Genomic DNA, 17,284 nt, shown 5'->3' with positions numbered 1-17,284 from the left:
GGGGTCGAGGCGGGCGGCGTCATCCCGGAGCCAGGGGCTACTTGTGTGCCGAGAACTCCCACGCCTCCCCGATCCACCCCATGAGTTCCTGATCGATGTCTTCGCACGTGGACACCACCACATGGTGAGTCCAACGCCGGGGGTATGGCTCGACCGTCTCGACGATGCGGGGTGAATCCAGCCGCCTCCCCAGGCCGAAGGTCACCAGGAGATACTCCTGGGGCCGGTCCTTCATCCGCCGGAAGGGAAGCCAGGCCGCAGCGAACAGATGACGGTTGTAGAAGCTGATCTGGGTCTTGTGCACCTTCACGCGGGTGTCCGGGAACGTTGCCAAGACCTTGGCCGCGAACACCTCATACAGTCGGCGTTCGGTGTCATGAGGGCCGAAATAGTCGAGGATGTCCCGCCCGTAATTCTCGTCCATGGTTCCAGTAGACAACTGACGCGCCACCCCTCGCAAGAGTGGTGGCGCGTTATGTTGTCTCAGTTGTTTCAGTTGGCGGCGGAGGGAACAGGGGCGGAGTCTTCCTGTCGCTTCGCGGGGGCCGCCGGTTCGGAGGAACCGGTGGTCCCGAGGTAGGGCTTGATGCCGATGAGCGCGACGGCGCCGATGACGACGACCACCGCAACGCCGGAGTAGAGGGCGGTGGGGGACCAGCCGCCGTCGAGAAGCGCACCGACGGTGATGGGTGCGAGGATGGCGCCGAAACGTCCGATGCCGATGCCCCAGCCGACACCGCTCGAGCGCAGCTCGGAGGGGTAGCTCTGCGGGGTGACCGTGTACAGGCCGGCGATGCAGCCGTTGATGAGCATGCCGACCAGGACACCACTGAAGAAGGCCAGCGCCGGGATGGAGGTGGTGGTGATGAACAGGACGAGAGTGATCGCGGAGAGAACCGTGAACACCATGAGGGTGTGACGCGCGTTGAACTTGACGGTGATCAGACCGTAGAGAAGCGAGCCGAAGGTGCCGCCCAGGGTGAGTGCCAGGCCGCCGATGATGCCCTGGTTCTCGGTCATGCCGGACTCGACGAGCAGCTTCGGGGTCCAGGAGTTGGCGAAGTAGAAGCCGAACATGATGAAGAAGAACGCCGCCCAGAGCTTGAGGGTGGTGGAACGGAAACGTCCTGAGACAAGGTCGGAGAGCCTGGCCCGGGGTGCCTCGGTGCCCGGCGCGGGCTCGGCGAAACCGGTCACGCCGGTCTTGCCGATGCGGTGGGCGATCTTCAGGACACGGGTCCGGGCGTCGGGGGTGCGCTTGACCCGGAGGTAGTCGACCGACTCCGGGAGGCTGAAGGCCACGATCACAACGGCGATCGTCGTCAGTGCGGCACCCACGGCGAAGACGGAACGCCAACCGAAGCTCGGAATGATCTGGGCCGCCAGGAGGCCGCCGAGGGTGGCGCCGAGGCCGTAGCCGGCGGTGTAGATGCTCACTGCCATGCCGCGGTTGCGGTTGTTGGAGTACTCGCTGGTGATGACGGTGACGGTGGCAAGAATGCCACCGATGCCCACGCCGGTGACGATGCGCCACAGGCCCAACTCGTTCGCCGAGCCGGCGCTCGCGGACATGGCCAGACCCAGGGCGTTGATGATGAGCGCAATGATGAGCATGCGGCGTCGTCCGAATCGATCGGCCAGCGGGCCGAGAACCAGTGCGCCCGCCGCCATGCCGATGAGGCCGGCACTGAGAAGGGAGCCCAGTTGACTTCCCGTCAGGCCGAATTCCGCGGTGACCGAGTTGGCCGTGAAGGCCATCGCCAGGACGTCATAACCGTCCAGGGCGTTGAGGAAGGTGGCGAGTCCGACGATGTACCACTGGTAGCTGCTCATCGGTGTTGTGTCGATGGCTTTTCTGATGTCCATGCTGGGGCCTTTCAGGGGACGTCGATGGTCAACTGGGCGGTTGAGGTGGCGGAAATGGGGTCATGGGGGACAACTCGGGAGACGCACGCACAGAGCTTCTCGGACGCGTTCTTCTGGCGGTCGGAGAAGAACACGTCGCGGTGGTCGATACGGCCGTCGACGTCGGTGACCTTCACCTGGCACAGGCCGCATTCACCTCGTCGACAGTCGTACATCATCGCCACGCCGATCTTCTGCAGCGCCTCCAGAATTGTCTCGTTGGCGCCGATCTCCGTGGAGACGCCGAGCCGGGGCAGGTTGACCCGGAACCGCCGGGCCTCGTACCAGCCGCTGTTGCCGAATGTCTCGAAGCGCAGGTTGGTCGGATCCAGTTCGAGTTCGCGCCAGGCACGCCGGATGGCGTCCATGAGGCGGATCGGTCCGCACATGTACAGCTCGGCGCCGGCCTCCATCGTGGAGATGAGCGCGTGTGCGTCGAGGAAGACGGACTCGGAGTCGAAGTAGGTGGTCAGGCGGTCGCCGTGCTCGGCGATCAGCTCCTCGCGGTAGGCCATGGCCTCCGGCGAGCGGGCGGCGTAGTGGATGCTGTAGTCCGCGCCCAGCCGGCGCAGCAGCGATGCCATGCCGCGGATCGCTGTGATGCCGATTCCGCCTGCCACCAGGACATACCTGGGTGCTCCGATCCGGAGCGGGAAGTTCTGCTGCGGCTGGGTGACGCGCAGAGTGTCACCCACCTGCAGGGAATGCATGTAGGCGGAGCCGCCACGGGAATTCGGGGTGTGGAAGACCGTCAGGGACACGTCGGATCCGTCGGGTGCGGCATCGACGATGGAGTAGGAGCGCTTGACCTCGGACCCGTCAATGCCCACCAGCACCTTCAGGTGTTCGCCGGGTTGCACGGTTCTGCCCTGGGGTGGTCGGGAGGGGCGCAGTGTGATGCGGCGGATGCGGTCGGCGACCTCGGCCGTCGCGACGACCTCGGCATCCTGCCATTCGTGTGCGGAGGCGTTCATGGTCAGGCCTTCTTCTCGACGGCGGCGTAGGTGGTCTCGGCGTCCAAGCGGCCTTCCGCTGCCAGGGCCTGCTCCAGCATGCGGCGGACCCACATGCCGCCGGCATCGATGTTGAGGCTGTAGAACTCGTGGTCCGGGTTGGCGTCGATCGCCTCCTGCTGGGCGGTGAGCATGTCCTCGTCCTCCGCGAAGACACCGCTGACTCCTTCGCGCAGCTGGGTCGTGATCAGCTGACTGTCCAGACGGTAGTTGCGCTGGAAGGACCAGAAGTAGTGGGAGGAACGGTCGGTCTCGGGGGTGATGGTGTTCATCACGTAGCCGTTGACGCCCTGACTGCGGTCGCCCTCGGGTGCGCCGGTACCAGCCTTGGCCACCCCGACGTCGAGGCAGATGGTGGAGGGGAAGTAGTAGTGGATGATCTGCCAGCGGTCGACCTTGCCCTCGAAGCCGGGGAACTTGTCGTTCATGTTCTTGTGCCAGAACGGCGGGGCGTCGATGTCATGCATCCAGCGGGTGACGGTGACGGAGTCTTCCGTGCGGGTGACCTCGAATTCCGCCTCGCTGAGTTCCTCCTGGCCGATGGTGGAGGAGTGGACGAACTCCTCGTGGGTGAGGTCCATGAGGTTGTCCAGGATCAGCTGGTAGTTGCAGGAGGCGTGGATCGTCTTGCCGTCGCCGGCCCACTCCGGGTGGTTCATCTGGTGCATGTCGGGCACGAGCGTGGGATCGGCGAGGGTCGGATCGCCGAGCCACACCCAGACGAAGCGGTGCTGCTCGACGATGGGGAAACTCGACACCGCGGCCGACGGGTTGATGGTTTCCTGGGCGGGCATGCTGGTGCACCGGCCGGCGGAGTTGTACGTCAGGCCGTGGTAGGGGCACTGGATGCCGTCCCGGCCGATCAGCTTGCCCTTGGACAGGGGCGCCAGGCGGTGCCAGCAGGCGTCAGCCAGTGCGACGGCCCGGCCGTCCTGGGTGCGGTAGAGCGCGAGCGGCTTGTTGGCGACCTTCCGGGAGAGGATGCCCTTACTGGTCACCTCATGATCCCAGGCGACGACGTACCAGGCGTTGAGCGGATGGGGGAGGATCTTTGCCGTAGTTGTGGAGGTGGCGGCCGGGTCAGTCACTGGGTTCTCCTCTGAGCTATCTAGGCAACTATCTAAAGAGTGAGATAGTTGGTGGGATGGATCACACAGTAGGGCAATCTGTGGGCCAGGGCAATACCTGGGCGCATATTTCCCGGCGACCAGACAGTGAAACGGGGCTGACCACGGCGAAGATCCTGGCGACACCAGGGCAGGCGGTGGGGTAAGAAGGGGGTGTGACCCTTCGACACGCCTTGCTCGCGCTCCTGTCCTCCGCCCCCATGACGGGCTACGACGTCGCGAAGAAGTTCGCCTCCTCCGTCGGTCACGTGTGGCATGCCGCCAACTCCCAGATCTATCCGGAGCTCCGGAAGATGGAACGCGAAGGCCTGGTGGACACCCGGGACGTGCCCTGGGGTTCCAAGGGGGAGACCAAGACCGAGTACGCCATCAATGACCGGGGACTGCAGGCGCTGCGGGAATGGCAACGGGAACCGATGGCCTATGTCGCCGACCGGGATCCGGCACGGCTCAAGGCCGCCTACCTGGAGTGGGGGACACCCGAGTCGGCGGAGAGCTTCCTGCGCGAGCACATCTCCCACTTCAAGGCCCAACGCCGGCAGGCTCTCGACGAGATGAAACGGATCGAAGCAGGCATGAACCCCACCCTGGTGCGGCGCCTTGAGGACACACCGGAAGCTGCGCGGGAGAAGGTCACCGCCTTCAAGAGATTCGCCTATGAGGGGCGGGTCCTGCAGGCCGAGGCGGAGATTGAATGGGCGGAGCGGGGGCTGGAGATGCTGGAGAAGCTCACGGACCTCCCGGGACCGCCGGCCGACGGCGTCGCGCCGGGCGGTGACTGAGCCCTTCGCCTAGCGTCGCACCATCTCCAACGACTTCAGCCTGACCTCCCCGGCCTCGTCAGACGCGTCCAGATCGACCACCGCGACCAGCTGGAAGGCGTTGTCGCCCTCCGGGTCCTTGATGATCTGCCGGGCAGTCCACAGACGCCCGTCCTGGGTGAGGGTGAAGTACTCCGCGCTGCGGGCGTCGGATCCGGTGTCCAGGTCGGCGTACTCGTCGAAGTAGGCGTCGAGCTCGGCACCCCAGTCCGGTTTCCCGTCGCGGTCGAGGTACTCGGTGAGTTCGGCCAGGCGGTCCTCCTTCTCCCACGCGAAGAGCTCCACGAGACGGAACATGAGGTTGCGGACCATGATGGTGAAGGCGCGCCGGTTCGAGGTCAGCGCGGTGGGATCCTCCAGGCCGAAGGCGAGTTCGCGTTCCAGGGCCTCCTTGGAGATGGGGGTGTCCTCGTCGCCCATCTGGGCCCACTCGTCGATGAGCGAGCTGTCGACCTGACGGATGAGCTCGCCGAGCCACTCGGTGACGTCCTCGAGCTCATCGTTGAGCGCCTCCAGGGGCACGGACTGGCGCAGGGTGCGCCAGGCGTCCGTGAGGTAGCGCAGCACCACGCCCTCCGAGCGGGCGAGACCGTAGGTGGCCACCAGGTCGGAGAAGGTCATCGCGTGTTCGATCATGTCGCGGATGACGGACTTGGGCGAGAGTTCGAATTCCTTGGCCCAGGGGTGCCCCTCGGCGAAGGTGCCGAAGGCCTCCTCGAGCTCCTCCTCCAGCGGCTTGGGCCAGGTGACGTCCTCGATGATGGCCATCCGCTCGGTGTACTCGACGCCCTCGGCCTTCAGCGCCGCGATCTCCTCACCACGGGCCTGCTTCTGCTGGGCCTGGAGGACGGGGCGGGGGTCGTCGAGGATCGCCTCGAAGGTGGAGATGACGTCGACGGTGTAGGTCTCCGACTCCTTGTCCAGCAACGTCAGGGCGGCCAGGGCGAAGGGGGACAGGGGCTGGTTGAGGGCGAAGTCCCGCTGCAGATCCTCGGTCAGGTGGTACGGGCGCCCCTGATCATCGGTACCGTCGGCGGCCTTGACCACGATGCCCGCGTTGAGCAGACCCTTGAACAGCTCCAGGGCGTGCAGGATGTCACGGTTCTGCTTGGTGCGGGAGTCATGGTTGGTGCGCAGCAGGTGCTTGAGATGCTCATATCCGTTGCCGGGGCGGGCGATGACGTTGAGCAGCATGGAGTTGGTCATGCGGAACTGGGAACTCATCGGCTCGGGATCAGCGGTGGTCAGGCGCTCGTAGGTCCGCTCCGACCAGGTGACCTCGCCTTCACGGGCGGATTTCATCCGCAACTTCTTCAACTTCTTCGGATCGGTGCCCGCACGCTCCCGCAGGCGCCAGTTCTCGATCTCATGCTCGGGTGCCTGGACCACGACGGTGCCCTCCGTGTCATAGCCCGCACGCCCCGCACGCCCGGCGATCTGGTGGAACTCACGGGACTTGAGGATGCGCTGGCGGGTGCCGTCGTACTTCGCCAGGCCCGTCAGCAGCACGGTGCGGATGGGAACGTTGATGCCCACGCCCAGGGTGTCGGTGCCGCAGATGACCTTGAGCAGGCCGGTCTGGGAGAGACGCTCCACCAGGCGGCGGTACTTGGGCAGCATGCCGGCGTGGTGGACGCCGATGCCCCGGCGCAGCAGCTTGGACAGCTGCCTGCCGTAGGTGGTGGTGAAACGGAAGCCGCCGATCTCGGCGACGATCTTCTCCTTGGTCTCGTCGTCGATGATCTTCAGACTCGTCAACGCCTGCGCACGTTCGGTGGCCTCCCGCTGGGAGAAGTGCACGACGTAGATCGGCGCCTTGCCCCCCTCGAGCAGCTCCTCGATCGTCTCGTGGACCGGGGTGTAGACGTAGGAGAAGCCCAGCGGCACCGGTCGCTCCGAACCTGCGACCAGGGTCGTGGTCCGCCCGGTGCGCTGCGTCAGGTCCTCCTGCAGAAAGGTCGTGTCACCCAGGGTGGCGGACATGAGCAGGAACTGCGCCCGGGGCAGTTCCAGCAGCGGCACCTGCCAGGCCCATCCGCGCTCCGGGTCGGAGTAGTAGTGGAACTCATCCATGACCACCTGGTCTATGGCTGCGGCCGAGCCTTCGCGAAGCGCGATGTTGGCCACGATCTCTGCGGTGGCCGCGATGATGGGCGCCTTGGCGTTGACGGTGGCGTCACCGGTCATCATGCCGACGTTCTCGGGACCGAAGATCTCGCAGAGGGCGAAGAACTTTTCGCTCACCAGCGCCTTGATGGGTGCGGTGTAGAAGGAACGCTGCCCACGGGCCATGGCGATGAAGTGCGCCGCGTTGGCCACCATCGACTTGCCCGAACCCGTGGGGGTGGCCAGGATGACGTTGTCACCGGTCAGGATCCCCAGTGCCGCCTCCTCCTGCGCCGGATACAACTCAATGCCGCGCGTGCGGGTCCAGGCGAGGAAGGAGTCGAAGATCGACTCGTCCAGGAGGGACTCTGGGACGTCGGACAGGTCGGGCAGCATCTGGGCGAGGTTCACCCAACCAACCCTAGCCTGCCGTTAACGGTCGTCGGCGGGATCCTCGTCCTCGAGATCCTCGGGGTAGATGTCCTCCGGATCGGAAGCCTCGTCGGCGGGATCCTCGTCCTCGAGATCCTCGGGGTAGATGTCCTCCGGATCGGTCTGCTCCGGCAGCTCGCGCGGGCCTCCGACGTCCTCTGAGGCGTTGTCCTGGTCGGTGGAATCCAGGGCGGCCAGGAAGCGCTCGAACTCTTCGCCGATCTCATCGCCGGAGGGCACGTTGTGCTCACCGGAGAGCATCGCCTTCGGGTGCTTGGCGCGGTAGCGCTCCAGTTCCTCGTCGAACTGGATCTCCAGGTGGTGGACAACCTGCTGGATCTCCGCGGAATCATTGACCTGCTCCGCCAGCTGGCCGGCGACCCGGGTCATGTCGTGCTCGATCGCGCGGAGCGGGAAGGAGAGGCCGGAGGCGCGTGCGACGGCATCGAGAAGCTCGTGGGTGGCGGCCGGGTACGGGGATGCCGCGAGGTAATGGGGGACATGCGCGGTGAAGCCGGCGACGTTGCGGCCGCGCTTGTGCAGCACACGCTCGATCATCATCGAGGCAGAGCCGGGCAGCACCACCTTTGAGTCATAGGTGAACATCGAGTTCACCAACGCCGGCGTGTTGCTGTGCGCGGAGACCACCAGCGGACGGGTGTGCGGGACCGCCATCGGGGCGGAGTAGAGGCAGATGGTGTTCTCCACACCGAACTTCTCCGCCAGATCCGCCACGGCCTCGGTGAACGCCTCCCACCGCAGATCCGGCTCGGGGCCGGAGAGGAGCAGGAAGGAACGGCCTTCCGTGTCCCGCAGCACCCGGATGCCCAGATTGAGGCTCTCCATGCCGGTGATGCGGTGGTTGTCCATGGTTACCGCGGGCCGGCGGGAACGGTAGTCAATCAACTCATCGTTGTTGAAGGACGCCACCGGCCGGGAGTCCAACGCCGCCAGAAGATGATCGGCGCTGGATTCGACCGCGTGTCCGGCGTCCGCGTAGCCCTGCAGGGCGACGATGAGAGTGGGACCACCCGTAGTATCCGAGCCGACCTCCGGGGCCGGGTATTCCAAGTCGTACATGCGGCGCTCATTGTCCTGCATACCCACCATCCTCCTTCGCTGACCTTCACAGATCCGGGGTAATACCTATTGCAACGCTGACCCCGGTGACATTAATCCCGGGAATCAGCGGCAGAGGCGAAAAACGTTCCTCCAGTGTAACCGCACCATCCTGCCCGATTATCCATCGAACCGCCACAACGGGCTTTTCCGGGTGTGGATAACCACCCTTCATCCACAGGCACGGGTCCGGGGACACAGGCCAGGCCTCGCGCCGTGGCCGGGCAGAGGGGAGTGTCGGAGCCATGACAGCGCTCAGTTCACCAGGACAACTCGCCGCCAACCTGCCGGGCATCCTCGGCTTCTACCCGCACGACTCCGTCATCTTCGCCGCCTTCGACTCCACCGGCGCCCAGAACCGCTTCCGGCTCGGGCCCGTCATCCGGCTGGACATCGATGACCTGCGCCATCTCCCCGACGTCGCCCGCACCCTCGACGAGTCCGGGGAGGACCTGATCTTCGCTTTCGTGGTCACCCGCCGCAGTGAGGAAGAGATCGAGGAGATCATCGACACCCTCCTCGCCCTGGTGCGGACCTGCATCATGCCCATCCACGCCTGTTGGGTGACCCCCGAGATCCTCACCGGCGAACCCGTCCAGATCGCCTTCGGCCCGGCACCCGTACCCGGTGAGGAGAACTGGTCGGAGGTCTGGTTCGACGACGTCATCGCGCCCGTCGTTCAGGCACAGGCCATGGCGTCGCTGCTGGCCAACGGCATGCTCCCGGATCTGAACCGGGAGGAGACCTTCGAGCAGTTCGCCCGCTTCAACCCCTCCTTCACCCCGACGGAATGCGACCAGCTCAGCGACTTCGCCCATCGCCACTCCCACAGTCTGCTCAACGCGCCGGACCGGGGCGGTGTCGCCGGCCTCGCCGCCGACATCGGTCTCCTGCTCACCGAGATCGAGGAGCAGGACCTCACCGTCGCCGACCTCATGGCAGACGAGGAGACCCTGCTCACCATCGGCGTCGTGCTGGGCAACGCCACGCTCCGCGACATCATCATCGAGGACACACTGCGCCAGGCAGCACCCGCCGCCAGAATCCTGCTTGCTGCCGCACGCACCTTCGACGGAATCGTCCGCCTCAACGCGCTCGCGCTCTACGCCGTCTGCGCCCTCGAACTCAAGCTCCCGATGCGCGCCATGCCCGCCCTGGCCGCGGTCCTCGTCGAGGACCCCGGGCACACACTGTCGGTTCTGCTTCTCGACGCCTGCCGGGCCGGCGCCTTCGACACCCTCCTGCAGGCCGTACGTGAGGGCTCCCGCATGGTGCGAACCGCACACGACATCACGGACGGCGTCGGGCTGGAGGCCGCCTGACTCAGCGCTTCGCGGACCAGGCCCTGTCGCCCAGGCGGCTGGTGAAGGCCCAGGCGTCGGTGACGATGGTCTCCAGGTCCGTCCGGGTGGGGTTCCACCCGAGTTCCGCCTGGATCTTCTCCGAGGAGGCGATGAGCACGGCCGGGTCGCCGGCACGCCGCGGCGCCACCTCCGCCGGGATGGGGTGACCGGTGACCTTCCGGCACATCTCGATCACCTGCCTGACGGAGTAACCGTCGCCCGAGCCCAGGTTGTAGATCCGGTGCGTGCCCGGCCGGTTGGACTCCAGTGCCAGGACGTGAGCGTCGGCCAGGTCCCGGATGTGGATGTAGTCGCGCACCGGGGTGCCGTCCGGGGTGGGCCAGTCGTCGCCGAACATGAAGATCTTCTCGCGGTGGCCGAGCGCCACCTGCAGGACCAGGGGAATGAGGTGGGTCTCGACCTCCCGGTTCTCGCCGATCGCCCCGTACGCGCCCGCGACGTTGAAGTAGCGCAGGCTCGTGGCGCCCAGCCCGTGGGCCTGGGCATAAGAGGTGATCGCGTGGTCGATCGCCAGCTTCGTCGCACCGTAGGGGTTGGTCGGCGAGGTGGGCATGTCCTCGGTGATGGGGACCTGATCCGGCTCGCCGTAGGTGGCGGCGGTGGAGGAGAACACGAGGTTGGTGACGGCGTGGGCCCGCATGGCGTCAAGAAGCACCAGGGTGGTCACCACGTTGTGCTGCCAGTACTCCTCGGGCTTGACCATGGACTCGCCCACGAGCGAGCGGGCGGCGAAGTGGATGACCCCGTCAAAGCCACCCTCTGCGAGCACCTCATCGGCCACGTCGCGGACATCCCCCTCAACCAGGCGGGCCCCGGTGGGCACGGCCTCGCGGTTGCCGGTGGAGAAGTTGTCCACGATCACGACGTCATGGCCGGCCTCGACGAGGACCTGCGCACAGACGCTACCCACATAACCGGCTCCGCCGGTGACCAGAAGCTTCATCTGCAGTTACACCTTCTCCACACGGATCGCATGGGCCAGATCGGGGTCGAGCTCCACCTCAGCGGCGCCCGTACTGAGGGTGACGGTGCCGTTGTCGTTGGTGACGGTGACGGTGGCGCCGACGGTGATGCCTGCGTCATGGAGAGCCGCGAACTGCGGAGCGTCCACCTGCAGGATCTCGTTGATCTGCACGATCCGTGCGTCCACGGGAAAGCCCGTCGGCAGATCGACCGCACGGATGCCGTGGTGGGCGGTGGCGTCAGCTGCGACGCCGAGTTCCGTCAGGCCCGGGATCGGGTTACCGAAAGGGGAGCGGGAGGCATCCGTGAGGACAGCGACGACGCGCTGCTCCACGGCCTCGCTCATCACGTGCTCCCAGCGGCATGCCTCCTCGTGGACCTGGTGAATGTCAAGCCCCAGGATGTCGGTGAGCAGACGCTCGGCGAGGCGGTGCTTACGCATGACGGCGGTGGCCAGTTCGCGGCCCTCCGCGGTCATCTCCAGGCTGCGGTCCGGACGCACCACGACAAGGTTGTCGCGCTCCATGCGTGCGACGGTCTGGCTGACGGTCGGACCAGACTGCTCGAGCCGCTCGGCGATACGTGCCCGGAGTGGGACGATGCCCTCTTCCTCGAGCTCGTAGATGGTCCGCAGATACATCTCTGTGGTGTCGACCAAGTCCTTCACGTCAGGAGAACCTTTCTGCAGTATGTCCAGGCAATGGGTAGTAGCCTACCCTAAAAAAACCTGCCCTCCCCGGCGAACGGGGAGGGCGGGGCGGCTGATTCCTCGGACTGGTCCGAAGGGGAAAAACTAGATGGCGTACTCGCGCAGACGCTCGGCCCGCTGGCCGTCGCGCAGCTTGCTCATCACTTCGCGCTCGATCTGACGGACGCGCTCGCGGGAGAGACCGAAACGACGGCCGATCTGGTCCAGGGTGCGCGGGACACCATCGTCCAGGCCGTAACGAAGACGGATGACGTCCTGCTCCCGGTCCTCGAGGGTGCCCAGCACCGCACGGATGTCGGAGTGGCGCATGGAGGCCACGACGGCGGACTCGGCGTCGGTGGCCTCTGCGTCCTCGATGAAGTCGCCCAACGGGGCCTCCTCATCCGCGCCCACCGGCATGTCCAGGCTCACCGGGTCGCGGGACTGCCGCAGCAGCATCTCGATCCGTGACTCCTCGATACCGGATTCCTCGGCCAGCTCATCGTTCGTCGCCTCGCGGCCCAGATGCTGGTACAGCTCACGCTTGATGCGCGAGAGCTTGTTCACCTGCTCCACGAGGTGGACGGGCAGACGGATGGTGCGGGACTGATCCGCCATGCCGCGGGTGATCGCCTGCCGGATCCACCAGGTCGCGTAGGTGGAGAACTTGAAACCCTTGGCGTAATCGAACTTCTCCATCGCGCGGATGAGACCGAGGTTGCCCTCCTGGATGAGGTCAAGCAGGGGCATGCCGCGGCCGGTGTAACGCTTGGCCAGGGAGACGACCAGTCGCAGGTTCGCCTCCAGCAGGTGGGCGCGAGCCTTGTTGCCGTCCTTCGCCAGGACCTTCAGATCGCGCTTCATGGCGCGGGTAAGAGGTTTCTCCGACTGCTCCAGCAGGTGTGCGGCATACAGCCCCACCTCGATCCGCTGGGCGAGATCCACCTCTTCCTCAGCGCTCAACAGTGCCGTCCGGCCGATGCCGTTCAGATATACGCGGACCAGGTCTGCGGACGGATTGTCATTGGTCTGCCCCCGACGGCTTCCACGGTCGGTGGTCTCTACGTCAGAATCCTGCAGGGAAGGGGTGGTCATTAGGAGGCCTCCTATTGTCGCCAGTCTTATGTGTTCAACGCCTCAGTGACCGGTTTTGTTCCCGACGGCTCTCTAACACTCCACCAGCACCGTGAAAGGCCCCTCATTCACGGACGCGACCTGCATCATCGCCCCGAACACGCCTTCCTCGACGCGTATTCCCCGTTCGCGCAGCCCGGCCGCAATCCTGGCGATCACCGGCTCCGCAACCTCACCCGGCGCGGCATCGGACCAGCTGGGACGCCGACCTCGGGCGGTCCGCCCGTGGAGGGTGAACTGGCTGACCAGCAGCACCGGCGCACCGGCCTCCTCCACGCCCAGCTCGCCGTCAAGGATCCGGAGCTCCGCAATTTTGCGGACCATCGTCTCCCACGCCTCAGGCGCGTCCTCCCGGCCGACGCCCACCAAAGCCAGCAGCCCACCCGTGTCAGGGCAGTCGATGGCGCCGACGACGTCGCCGCCCACCGTGACCGACGCCGAACTCACCCGGGTCAGAACTGCCTTCATTCCACGAGCTCCGCCAGCTCGGCCGGCAGCACCAGGCCGTGTCGGATGAGGTCGACGACCGCCGGCACCGCGGCCTGCACCAGCTCATCCTCGTCCAGCCCGTTGGCCATGGCGTAGAGCCCGACCGTCTCCGCGAGGGAGAGACCCTGCGGGTGCAGGCCCGAGACGACGGCGGCCAGATGCTCATCGACGTCATGGGACCAGCGCGGACCGTCGGTGCGCGTCAGGCGCAGCGCCGCCGGCGCGAAACCGACGCCGGCGTCCTTGTCCGCCACAGCGATGTTCTCCCGGGCGAGGCCGGGGCGGGTGAGGAACGTGGCGTCGGCAAGCTCCTGGGCACTGCGGTCCCGCAGCCAGGCGGTGCGGGCGAAGTACTCCTCGACCTCCGGACCCAGGGGATCGCTGAAGGTCTGCGGCATGGACTCGGCCAAGATGTCGGAGGGCTCGTCGCCGATGTTGCGGATGGCCACAAAACCGAAACCAATGCCGATGACCCCGTGCTCGGCGAAGTGCGCCAGCCATGCCTCCGTGCGGGCGGCGGCCTCCGGTGAACGGGGATCGATCGACTCGTCCCTGAGCCAGGTACCCACGTAATGGGCGGGATCGGCGACGTCCCTTTCGATGACCCACGCCGCCACGCCCCGGTCCGGCAGCCAGGAGGCCACGCGCTGGGCCCAGGACTGGTCATGGGTGTGCACCCACGCGGCCAGCAGGTGTGCCGTACCACCCGGCGCCAGGTACCCGGGAGCCTGGGAAACCACGAGCTCTGAGGCACCGTCGAGGTTGAGACCCGAATCGCGGTAGACGTGCCCCACCTCGGGCAGGCCGACGACGAACGGCGGGTTGGCCACGATCCGGTCGAAGGTGCGGCCGGCGACAGGCTCAAACCACGGACCCTGGAGAAGCTCCACCCGCGCATCCGCACCCGCGAAGGTGGCCTCCGCCAGATCCAGCGCCCGGGGATGGACGTCGGTGGCGGTGATGGACTCGGCCAGGCCGAACTGTCCGAGCGCCTGCACCCCGGAACCGGTCCCCAGATCCAGCGCGGACCCCACCGGGGTCACCGGAGTGGACTGCAGCAGCGAGAGACTCGCCGCACCCACACCCAGGACGTGGTCGGGGCCGGGTACGTGCGGGGTCATTGAGGCGTCGGCGTCAGAGAACACCCACCGGTTCACGCCCACGATCACGTGCGGGCGGATGTCCAGCGCCATGCGTACCGTCCCGTGGAGGTCGGACACGGCCGCCCCGGAATCCAGCAGACGCGTCGTCAGCGAAGCGCCGACCAGATCGGCGAGCTCGGTGGCGGGTACGGCGTCGCGGAGAATGAACACCCGGATCAGCCGCGAGAGAGTCGAACCGTCGGAGGTCACGTAGCGTACCGCCGCGGGCTCACCACGGTGCATCGCCTCGGTGAAGTCCGGGCCGAGGTGGCCGGCGACGCCGGCGGCGGTCAGGCCGGCGGCGTCGAAAAGCGCCGTCAGTTCGGGCGCGAGAACAGTCAGGGGAGTACGGGTCACTTGTCGTCCTTCAGGGTCTCGTCTGAATCGTCGGTGTGGTCGATGGTCTCATGCTCTTCCCCGGCAGAGGGGAGAGCATGCTGGTCGCCGGACGCCAGCTGAGCGCGCCGGGCGGCCTCCGCGGCCAGCTGGGAGTTGAACTCCCGCGCGGCCTGCGGCTTGTACACGTTCCTCATCCGCTTGTCGCGGCGCTCACCCTTGCCGTTGGCGATGACCACCGCGATCCACGGCAGCGGCACAGAGATGATGAACAGCAGCCCGGAGATGATCCAGTCGCCCAACCAGAGGTAGCTTCCCGCACTGATCAGTAACGCGGGCAGACGGGCCCCCTGCAGCAGAGAGTAGAGGAGCTCGCGGCGGCGCAGATCCTCGGCGGGGGAGCGGCGGGCGTCGGTGATCAGTTCCGCGCGACGGCGGGAGAGCCGGAACCTCTTCCCTGACCTCTTCCCCGACCGCGACGTGGCACCATCACCGGCCACGTCGCCGTCACCGGTGCCGGCGTCGTCGACCGTGTCGAAAGGGTCCTGATCCATACAGATCAAGATAGCCCTGTGTGCCTTTCATGGTCGGGGTGGGGCATGATGGATCAGGTGAGAACCAGTACGAAGACCATTGACCGCCCCGACATCAGGGAAGACACGGAGCTCGACGACGGCACCCCGAAGTTCTTCCACTACGTCAAGAAGGACCAGATCGTCGGGTCCGCGGTGACCGGCAACATGGTTGTCGCCCTCTGCGGCGAGACCTTCCCGGTGACCAAGCAGGCCAAGCCGGGATCGCCGGTGTGCCCCGACTGCGAGCGGATCTACAAGGGCCTGCGCCGGAAGTGAGTGGAGAAGGGAAGGGGCAGCTCCGCGCCTGGCAGCGGGCGGCGCTGACGAAGTTCCTGCTCCAGAAGCCGAAGGATTTCCTGGCGGTCGCGACCCCGGGCGCCGGTAAGACCACCTATGCGCTGCGCGTGGCCACCGAGTTGAAATCATCGCGCGTGGTGGACCGGATCATCGTCGTCGTGCCCACCGAGCACCTGAAGATCCAGTGGTCCCACGCCGCGGCGCGCGTGGGACTGTCGCTGGACCCGCACTTCAGCAACGCCTCGGTGATCAACCCCGCCTACGACGGCGTGGTGGTCACCTACGCCCAGGTGTCGATGCACCCCTACAAGCATCACGCCGTGACCACGTCGAAGCGCTCGCTGGTGATCCTCGACGAGATCCACCACGGCGGCGACGCCAAGAGCTGGGGCGACGGCATCCGCCAGGCCTACTCCGACGCCGAACACCGCCTGTCGCTGACCGGTACCCCCTTCCGTTCGGACGATTCCCAGATTCCCTTCGTGCGCTACGAGGAGGACGGCGAGGGCCATCTGGTGTCCCGCGCCGACCACACGTACGGCTACTCCGAGGCGCTTGCCGACGGCGTCGTCCGCCCCGTCGTCTTCCTCGCCTACTCCGGCGAGGCCCGCTGGCGTACCTCCGCGGGCGAGGAGTACGCGGCCCGACTCGGCGAACCCCTCAACGCCGAGCAGACGGCCCGCGCCTGGAAGACGGCGCTCGATCCCGGTGGCGACTGGATTCCAGCCGTCCTGCAGGCCGCACACACCCGTTTGCTCCAGCTGCGCAAGAACATGCCTGACGCCGGCGGCCTGGTCATCGCCACGGACACGAAGACTGCGCGTGCCTACGCACGGATCCTGGAGAAGCTCTCCTCCACACCCGTCGCCGTCATCCTCTCCGACGAGCCCGGCTCCTCCGAGCGCATCGAGGAGTTCGCGGCCTCGACGGATGAGTGGATGGTCGCGGTCCGCATGGTCTCCGAAGGCGTCGACGTTCCCCGTCTGGCCGTCGGCGTCTACGCCACCTCGGCCTCCACGCCGCTGTTCTTCGCCCAGGCCATCGGCCGATTCGTGCGCTCGCGCATGCCCGGCGAAACGGCGTCGGTCTTCCTGCCCTCCGTGCCGGTTCTCCTGGAACTCGCCGAGAAGCTCGAGACCTCGCGTGACCACGTCCTGGGCAAGCCCGACCGCCCCAAGGAGGGCTGGGACGACGAGGCCCTCGCCGAGGCCAACCGGGAGCAGAACGAGAAGGACGAGGATCCCGCCTACGAGTCGCTCGGCGCCGACGCCGAGCTCGACTCGCTGATCTATGACGGCTCCACCTACGGCACCGCCACCTTCACCGGCTCCGACGAGGAGGCCGATTACCTCGGCCTGCCCGGGCTTCTCGACGCCGACCAGATGAAGGCCCTGCTGCGTCAGCGGCAGGAGGAGCAGTTGGATGCGAGGGATGCGGCGGAGCAACGCCGGGCGGACATCGCCCGCGCCGACGCCGAGGCACGCAGGTCCGCCGGCAACCGGGCCGCCGCCGACCGTGTCGCCAGCGATGAGATCCCCCAGCTGCGCAAGGAGCTCAACGCCATCGTCTCCATCACCGCCGGGCGCACCAAGCGGCCCCACGGTGCGATCCACACCGAGGCGCGCAACGCCTGTGGCGGGCCGCCCACCGCCCTGTGCTCCGCGGAGCAGCTCCGCGACCGCATCGCCTACCTGCGTCGCTGGTAGGCGAGGGTGGCGGGGTTTCCCCCATGTCAACCGGATTTCCCTGCTTCTGCCCGGTAATCAGGGGTAC

The 17,284-nt window shown here is 66.7% G+C and carries 16 protein-coding genes; 4 read left to right on the top strand and 12 right to left on the bottom strand.

Going from position 1 to position 17,284, the window contains the following annotated elements; all coding sequences use genetic code 11:
• Window positions 1-37: 37 nt before the first annotated feature.
• The 4 genes from CETAM_RS07700 to CETAM_RS07685 form a co-directional block, all read right to left on the bottom strand.
• Entirely contained in the window at window positions 38-424 is a 387-nt protein-coding gene (locus CETAM_RS07700; RefSeq protein ID WP_197085693.1) for a DUF5655 domain-containing protein, read from the bottom strand.
• A 68-nt stretch (window positions 425-492) separates the two neighbouring features.
• Complete coding sequence (locus CETAM_RS07695; RefSeq protein WP_156228314.1) at window positions 493-1,866, bottom strand: MFS transporter; 1,374 nt, start codon at window positions 1,864-1,866, stop codon at window positions 493-495.
• A gap of 11 nt (window positions 1,867-1,877) precedes the next feature.
• Window positions 1,878-2,879: a PDR/VanB family oxidoreductase gene (locus CETAM_RS07690; RefSeq protein WP_156228313.1), complete on the bottom strand. Its 1,002-nt coding sequence runs from the start codon at window positions 2,877-2,879 to the stop codon at window positions 1,878-1,880.
• A gap of 2 nt (window positions 2,880-2,881) precedes the next feature.
• Window positions 2,882-4,006 carry an aromatic ring-hydroxylating dioxygenase subunit alpha gene (locus CETAM_RS07685; protein WP_156228312.1) on the bottom strand — a complete coding sequence of 375 codons (1,125 nt, stop codon included), beginning with the start codon at window positions 4,004-4,006 and terminating at the stop codon, window positions 2,882-2,884.
• Between the two features lie 194 nt (window positions 4,007-4,200).
• On the opposite strand from CETAM_RS07685, the gene CETAM_RS07680 reads away from it, so the two are divergent.
• Window positions 4,201-4,827, top strand: coding sequence for a helix-turn-helix transcriptional regulator (locus CETAM_RS07680; protein WP_156228311.1), 627 nt, complete (start codon window positions 4,201-4,203; stop codon window positions 4,825-4,827).
• A gap of 9 nt (window positions 4,828-4,836) precedes the next feature.
• On the opposite strand, the gene CETAM_RS07675 is transcribed toward CETAM_RS07680, so the two are convergent.
• Both CETAM_RS07675 and CETAM_RS07670 read right to left on the bottom strand, forming a co-directional pair.
• Window positions 4,837-7,368, bottom strand: coding sequence for a DEAD/DEAH box helicase (locus CETAM_RS07675; RefSeq protein ID WP_156229433.1), 2,532 nt, complete (start codon window positions 7,366-7,368; stop codon window positions 4,837-4,839).
• Window positions 7,369-7,404: 36 nt separating this feature from the next.
• Window positions 7,405-8,505 (bottom strand): PAC2 family protein, encoded by a 1,101-nt coding sequence (locus CETAM_RS07670; RefSeq protein ID WP_156228310.1) that lies wholly within the window; start codon window positions 8,503-8,505, stop codon window positions 7,405-7,407.
• Window positions 8,506-8,768: 263 nt separating this feature from the next.
• Between CETAM_RS07670 and CETAM_RS07665 the strand changes: the two genes are divergently transcribed.
• Window positions 8,769-9,845: a DUF4192 domain-containing protein gene (locus CETAM_RS07665; protein WP_156228309.1), complete on the top strand. Its 1,077-nt coding sequence runs from the start codon at window positions 8,769-8,771 to the stop codon at window positions 9,843-9,845.
• 1 nt (window position 9,846) lies between these two features.
• Here the strand turns inward: CETAM_RS07665 and galE are convergent, their stop codons facing one another.
• The 6 genes from galE to CETAM_RS07635 form a co-directional block, all read right to left on the bottom strand.
• The gene (gene galE / locus CETAM_RS07660) at window positions 9,847-10,830 is read right to left on the bottom strand and encodes a UDP-glucose 4-epimerase GalE (RefSeq protein WP_156228308.1); all 984 of its coding nucleotides are present in this window, start codon (window positions 10,828-10,830) and stop codon (window positions 9,847-9,849) included.
• Between the two features lie 6 nt (window positions 10,831-10,836).
• Window positions 10,837-11,517 (bottom strand): metal-dependent transcriptional regulator, encoded by a 681-nt coding sequence (locus CETAM_RS07655; protein WP_156228307.1) that lies wholly within the window; start codon window positions 11,515-11,517, stop codon window positions 10,837-10,839.
• A gap of 126 nt (window positions 11,518-11,643) precedes the next feature.
• Window positions 11,644-12,633, bottom strand: a complete 990-nt coding sequence (locus tag CETAM_RS07650; RefSeq protein ID WP_156228306.1) for a sigma-70 family RNA polymerase sigma factor — start codon at window positions 12,631-12,633, stop codon at window positions 11,644-11,646.
• A gap of 72 nt (window positions 12,634-12,705) precedes the next feature.
• Entirely contained in the window at window positions 12,706-13,140 is a 435-nt protein-coding gene (gene dtd, locus CETAM_RS07645; RefSeq protein ID WP_156228305.1) for a D-aminoacyl-tRNA deacylase, read from the bottom strand.
• Entirely contained in the window at window positions 13,137-14,660 is a 1,524-nt protein-coding gene (locus CETAM_RS07640) for a N5-glutamine methyltransferase family protein (RefSeq protein ID WP_156228304.1), read from the bottom strand. Before CETAM_RS07640 ends, dtd begins: the two co-directional genes overlap by 4 nt.
• On the bottom strand, window positions 14,657-15,193 hold the full coding sequence (locus CETAM_RS07635) for a DUF3099 domain-containing protein (protein ID WP_156228303.1): 537 nt from the start codon (window positions 15,191-15,193) through the stop codon (window positions 14,657-14,659). Before CETAM_RS07635 ends, CETAM_RS07640 begins: the two co-directional genes overlap by 4 nt.
• Before the next feature lie 57 nt (window positions 15,194-15,250).
• Here CETAM_RS07635 and CETAM_RS07630 point away from each other — a divergent pair, with 57 nt between their 5' ends.
• Window positions 15,251-15,490: a DUF3039 domain-containing protein gene (locus CETAM_RS07630; RefSeq protein WP_156228302.1), complete on the top strand. Its 240-nt coding sequence runs from the start codon at window positions 15,251-15,253 to the stop codon at window positions 15,488-15,490.
• Window positions 15,487-17,217 carry a DEAD/DEAH box helicase gene (locus CETAM_RS07625; protein WP_156228301.1) on the top strand — a complete coding sequence of 577 codons (1,731 nt, stop codon included), beginning with the start codon at window positions 15,487-15,489 and terminating at the stop codon, window positions 17,215-17,217. The genes CETAM_RS07630 and CETAM_RS07625 overlap by 4 nt, the downstream gene beginning before the upstream one ends.
• Window positions 17,218-17,284 lie beyond the last annotated feature (67 nt).

Origin of the sequence: Corynebacterium comes (assembly GCF_009734405.1) — a bacterium.
Lineage (GTDB): Bacteria > Actinomycetota > Actinomycetes > Mycobacteriales > Mycobacteriaceae > Corynebacterium > Corynebacterium comes.
This window is presented reverse-complemented; position numbering and strand designations above follow the sequence as displayed.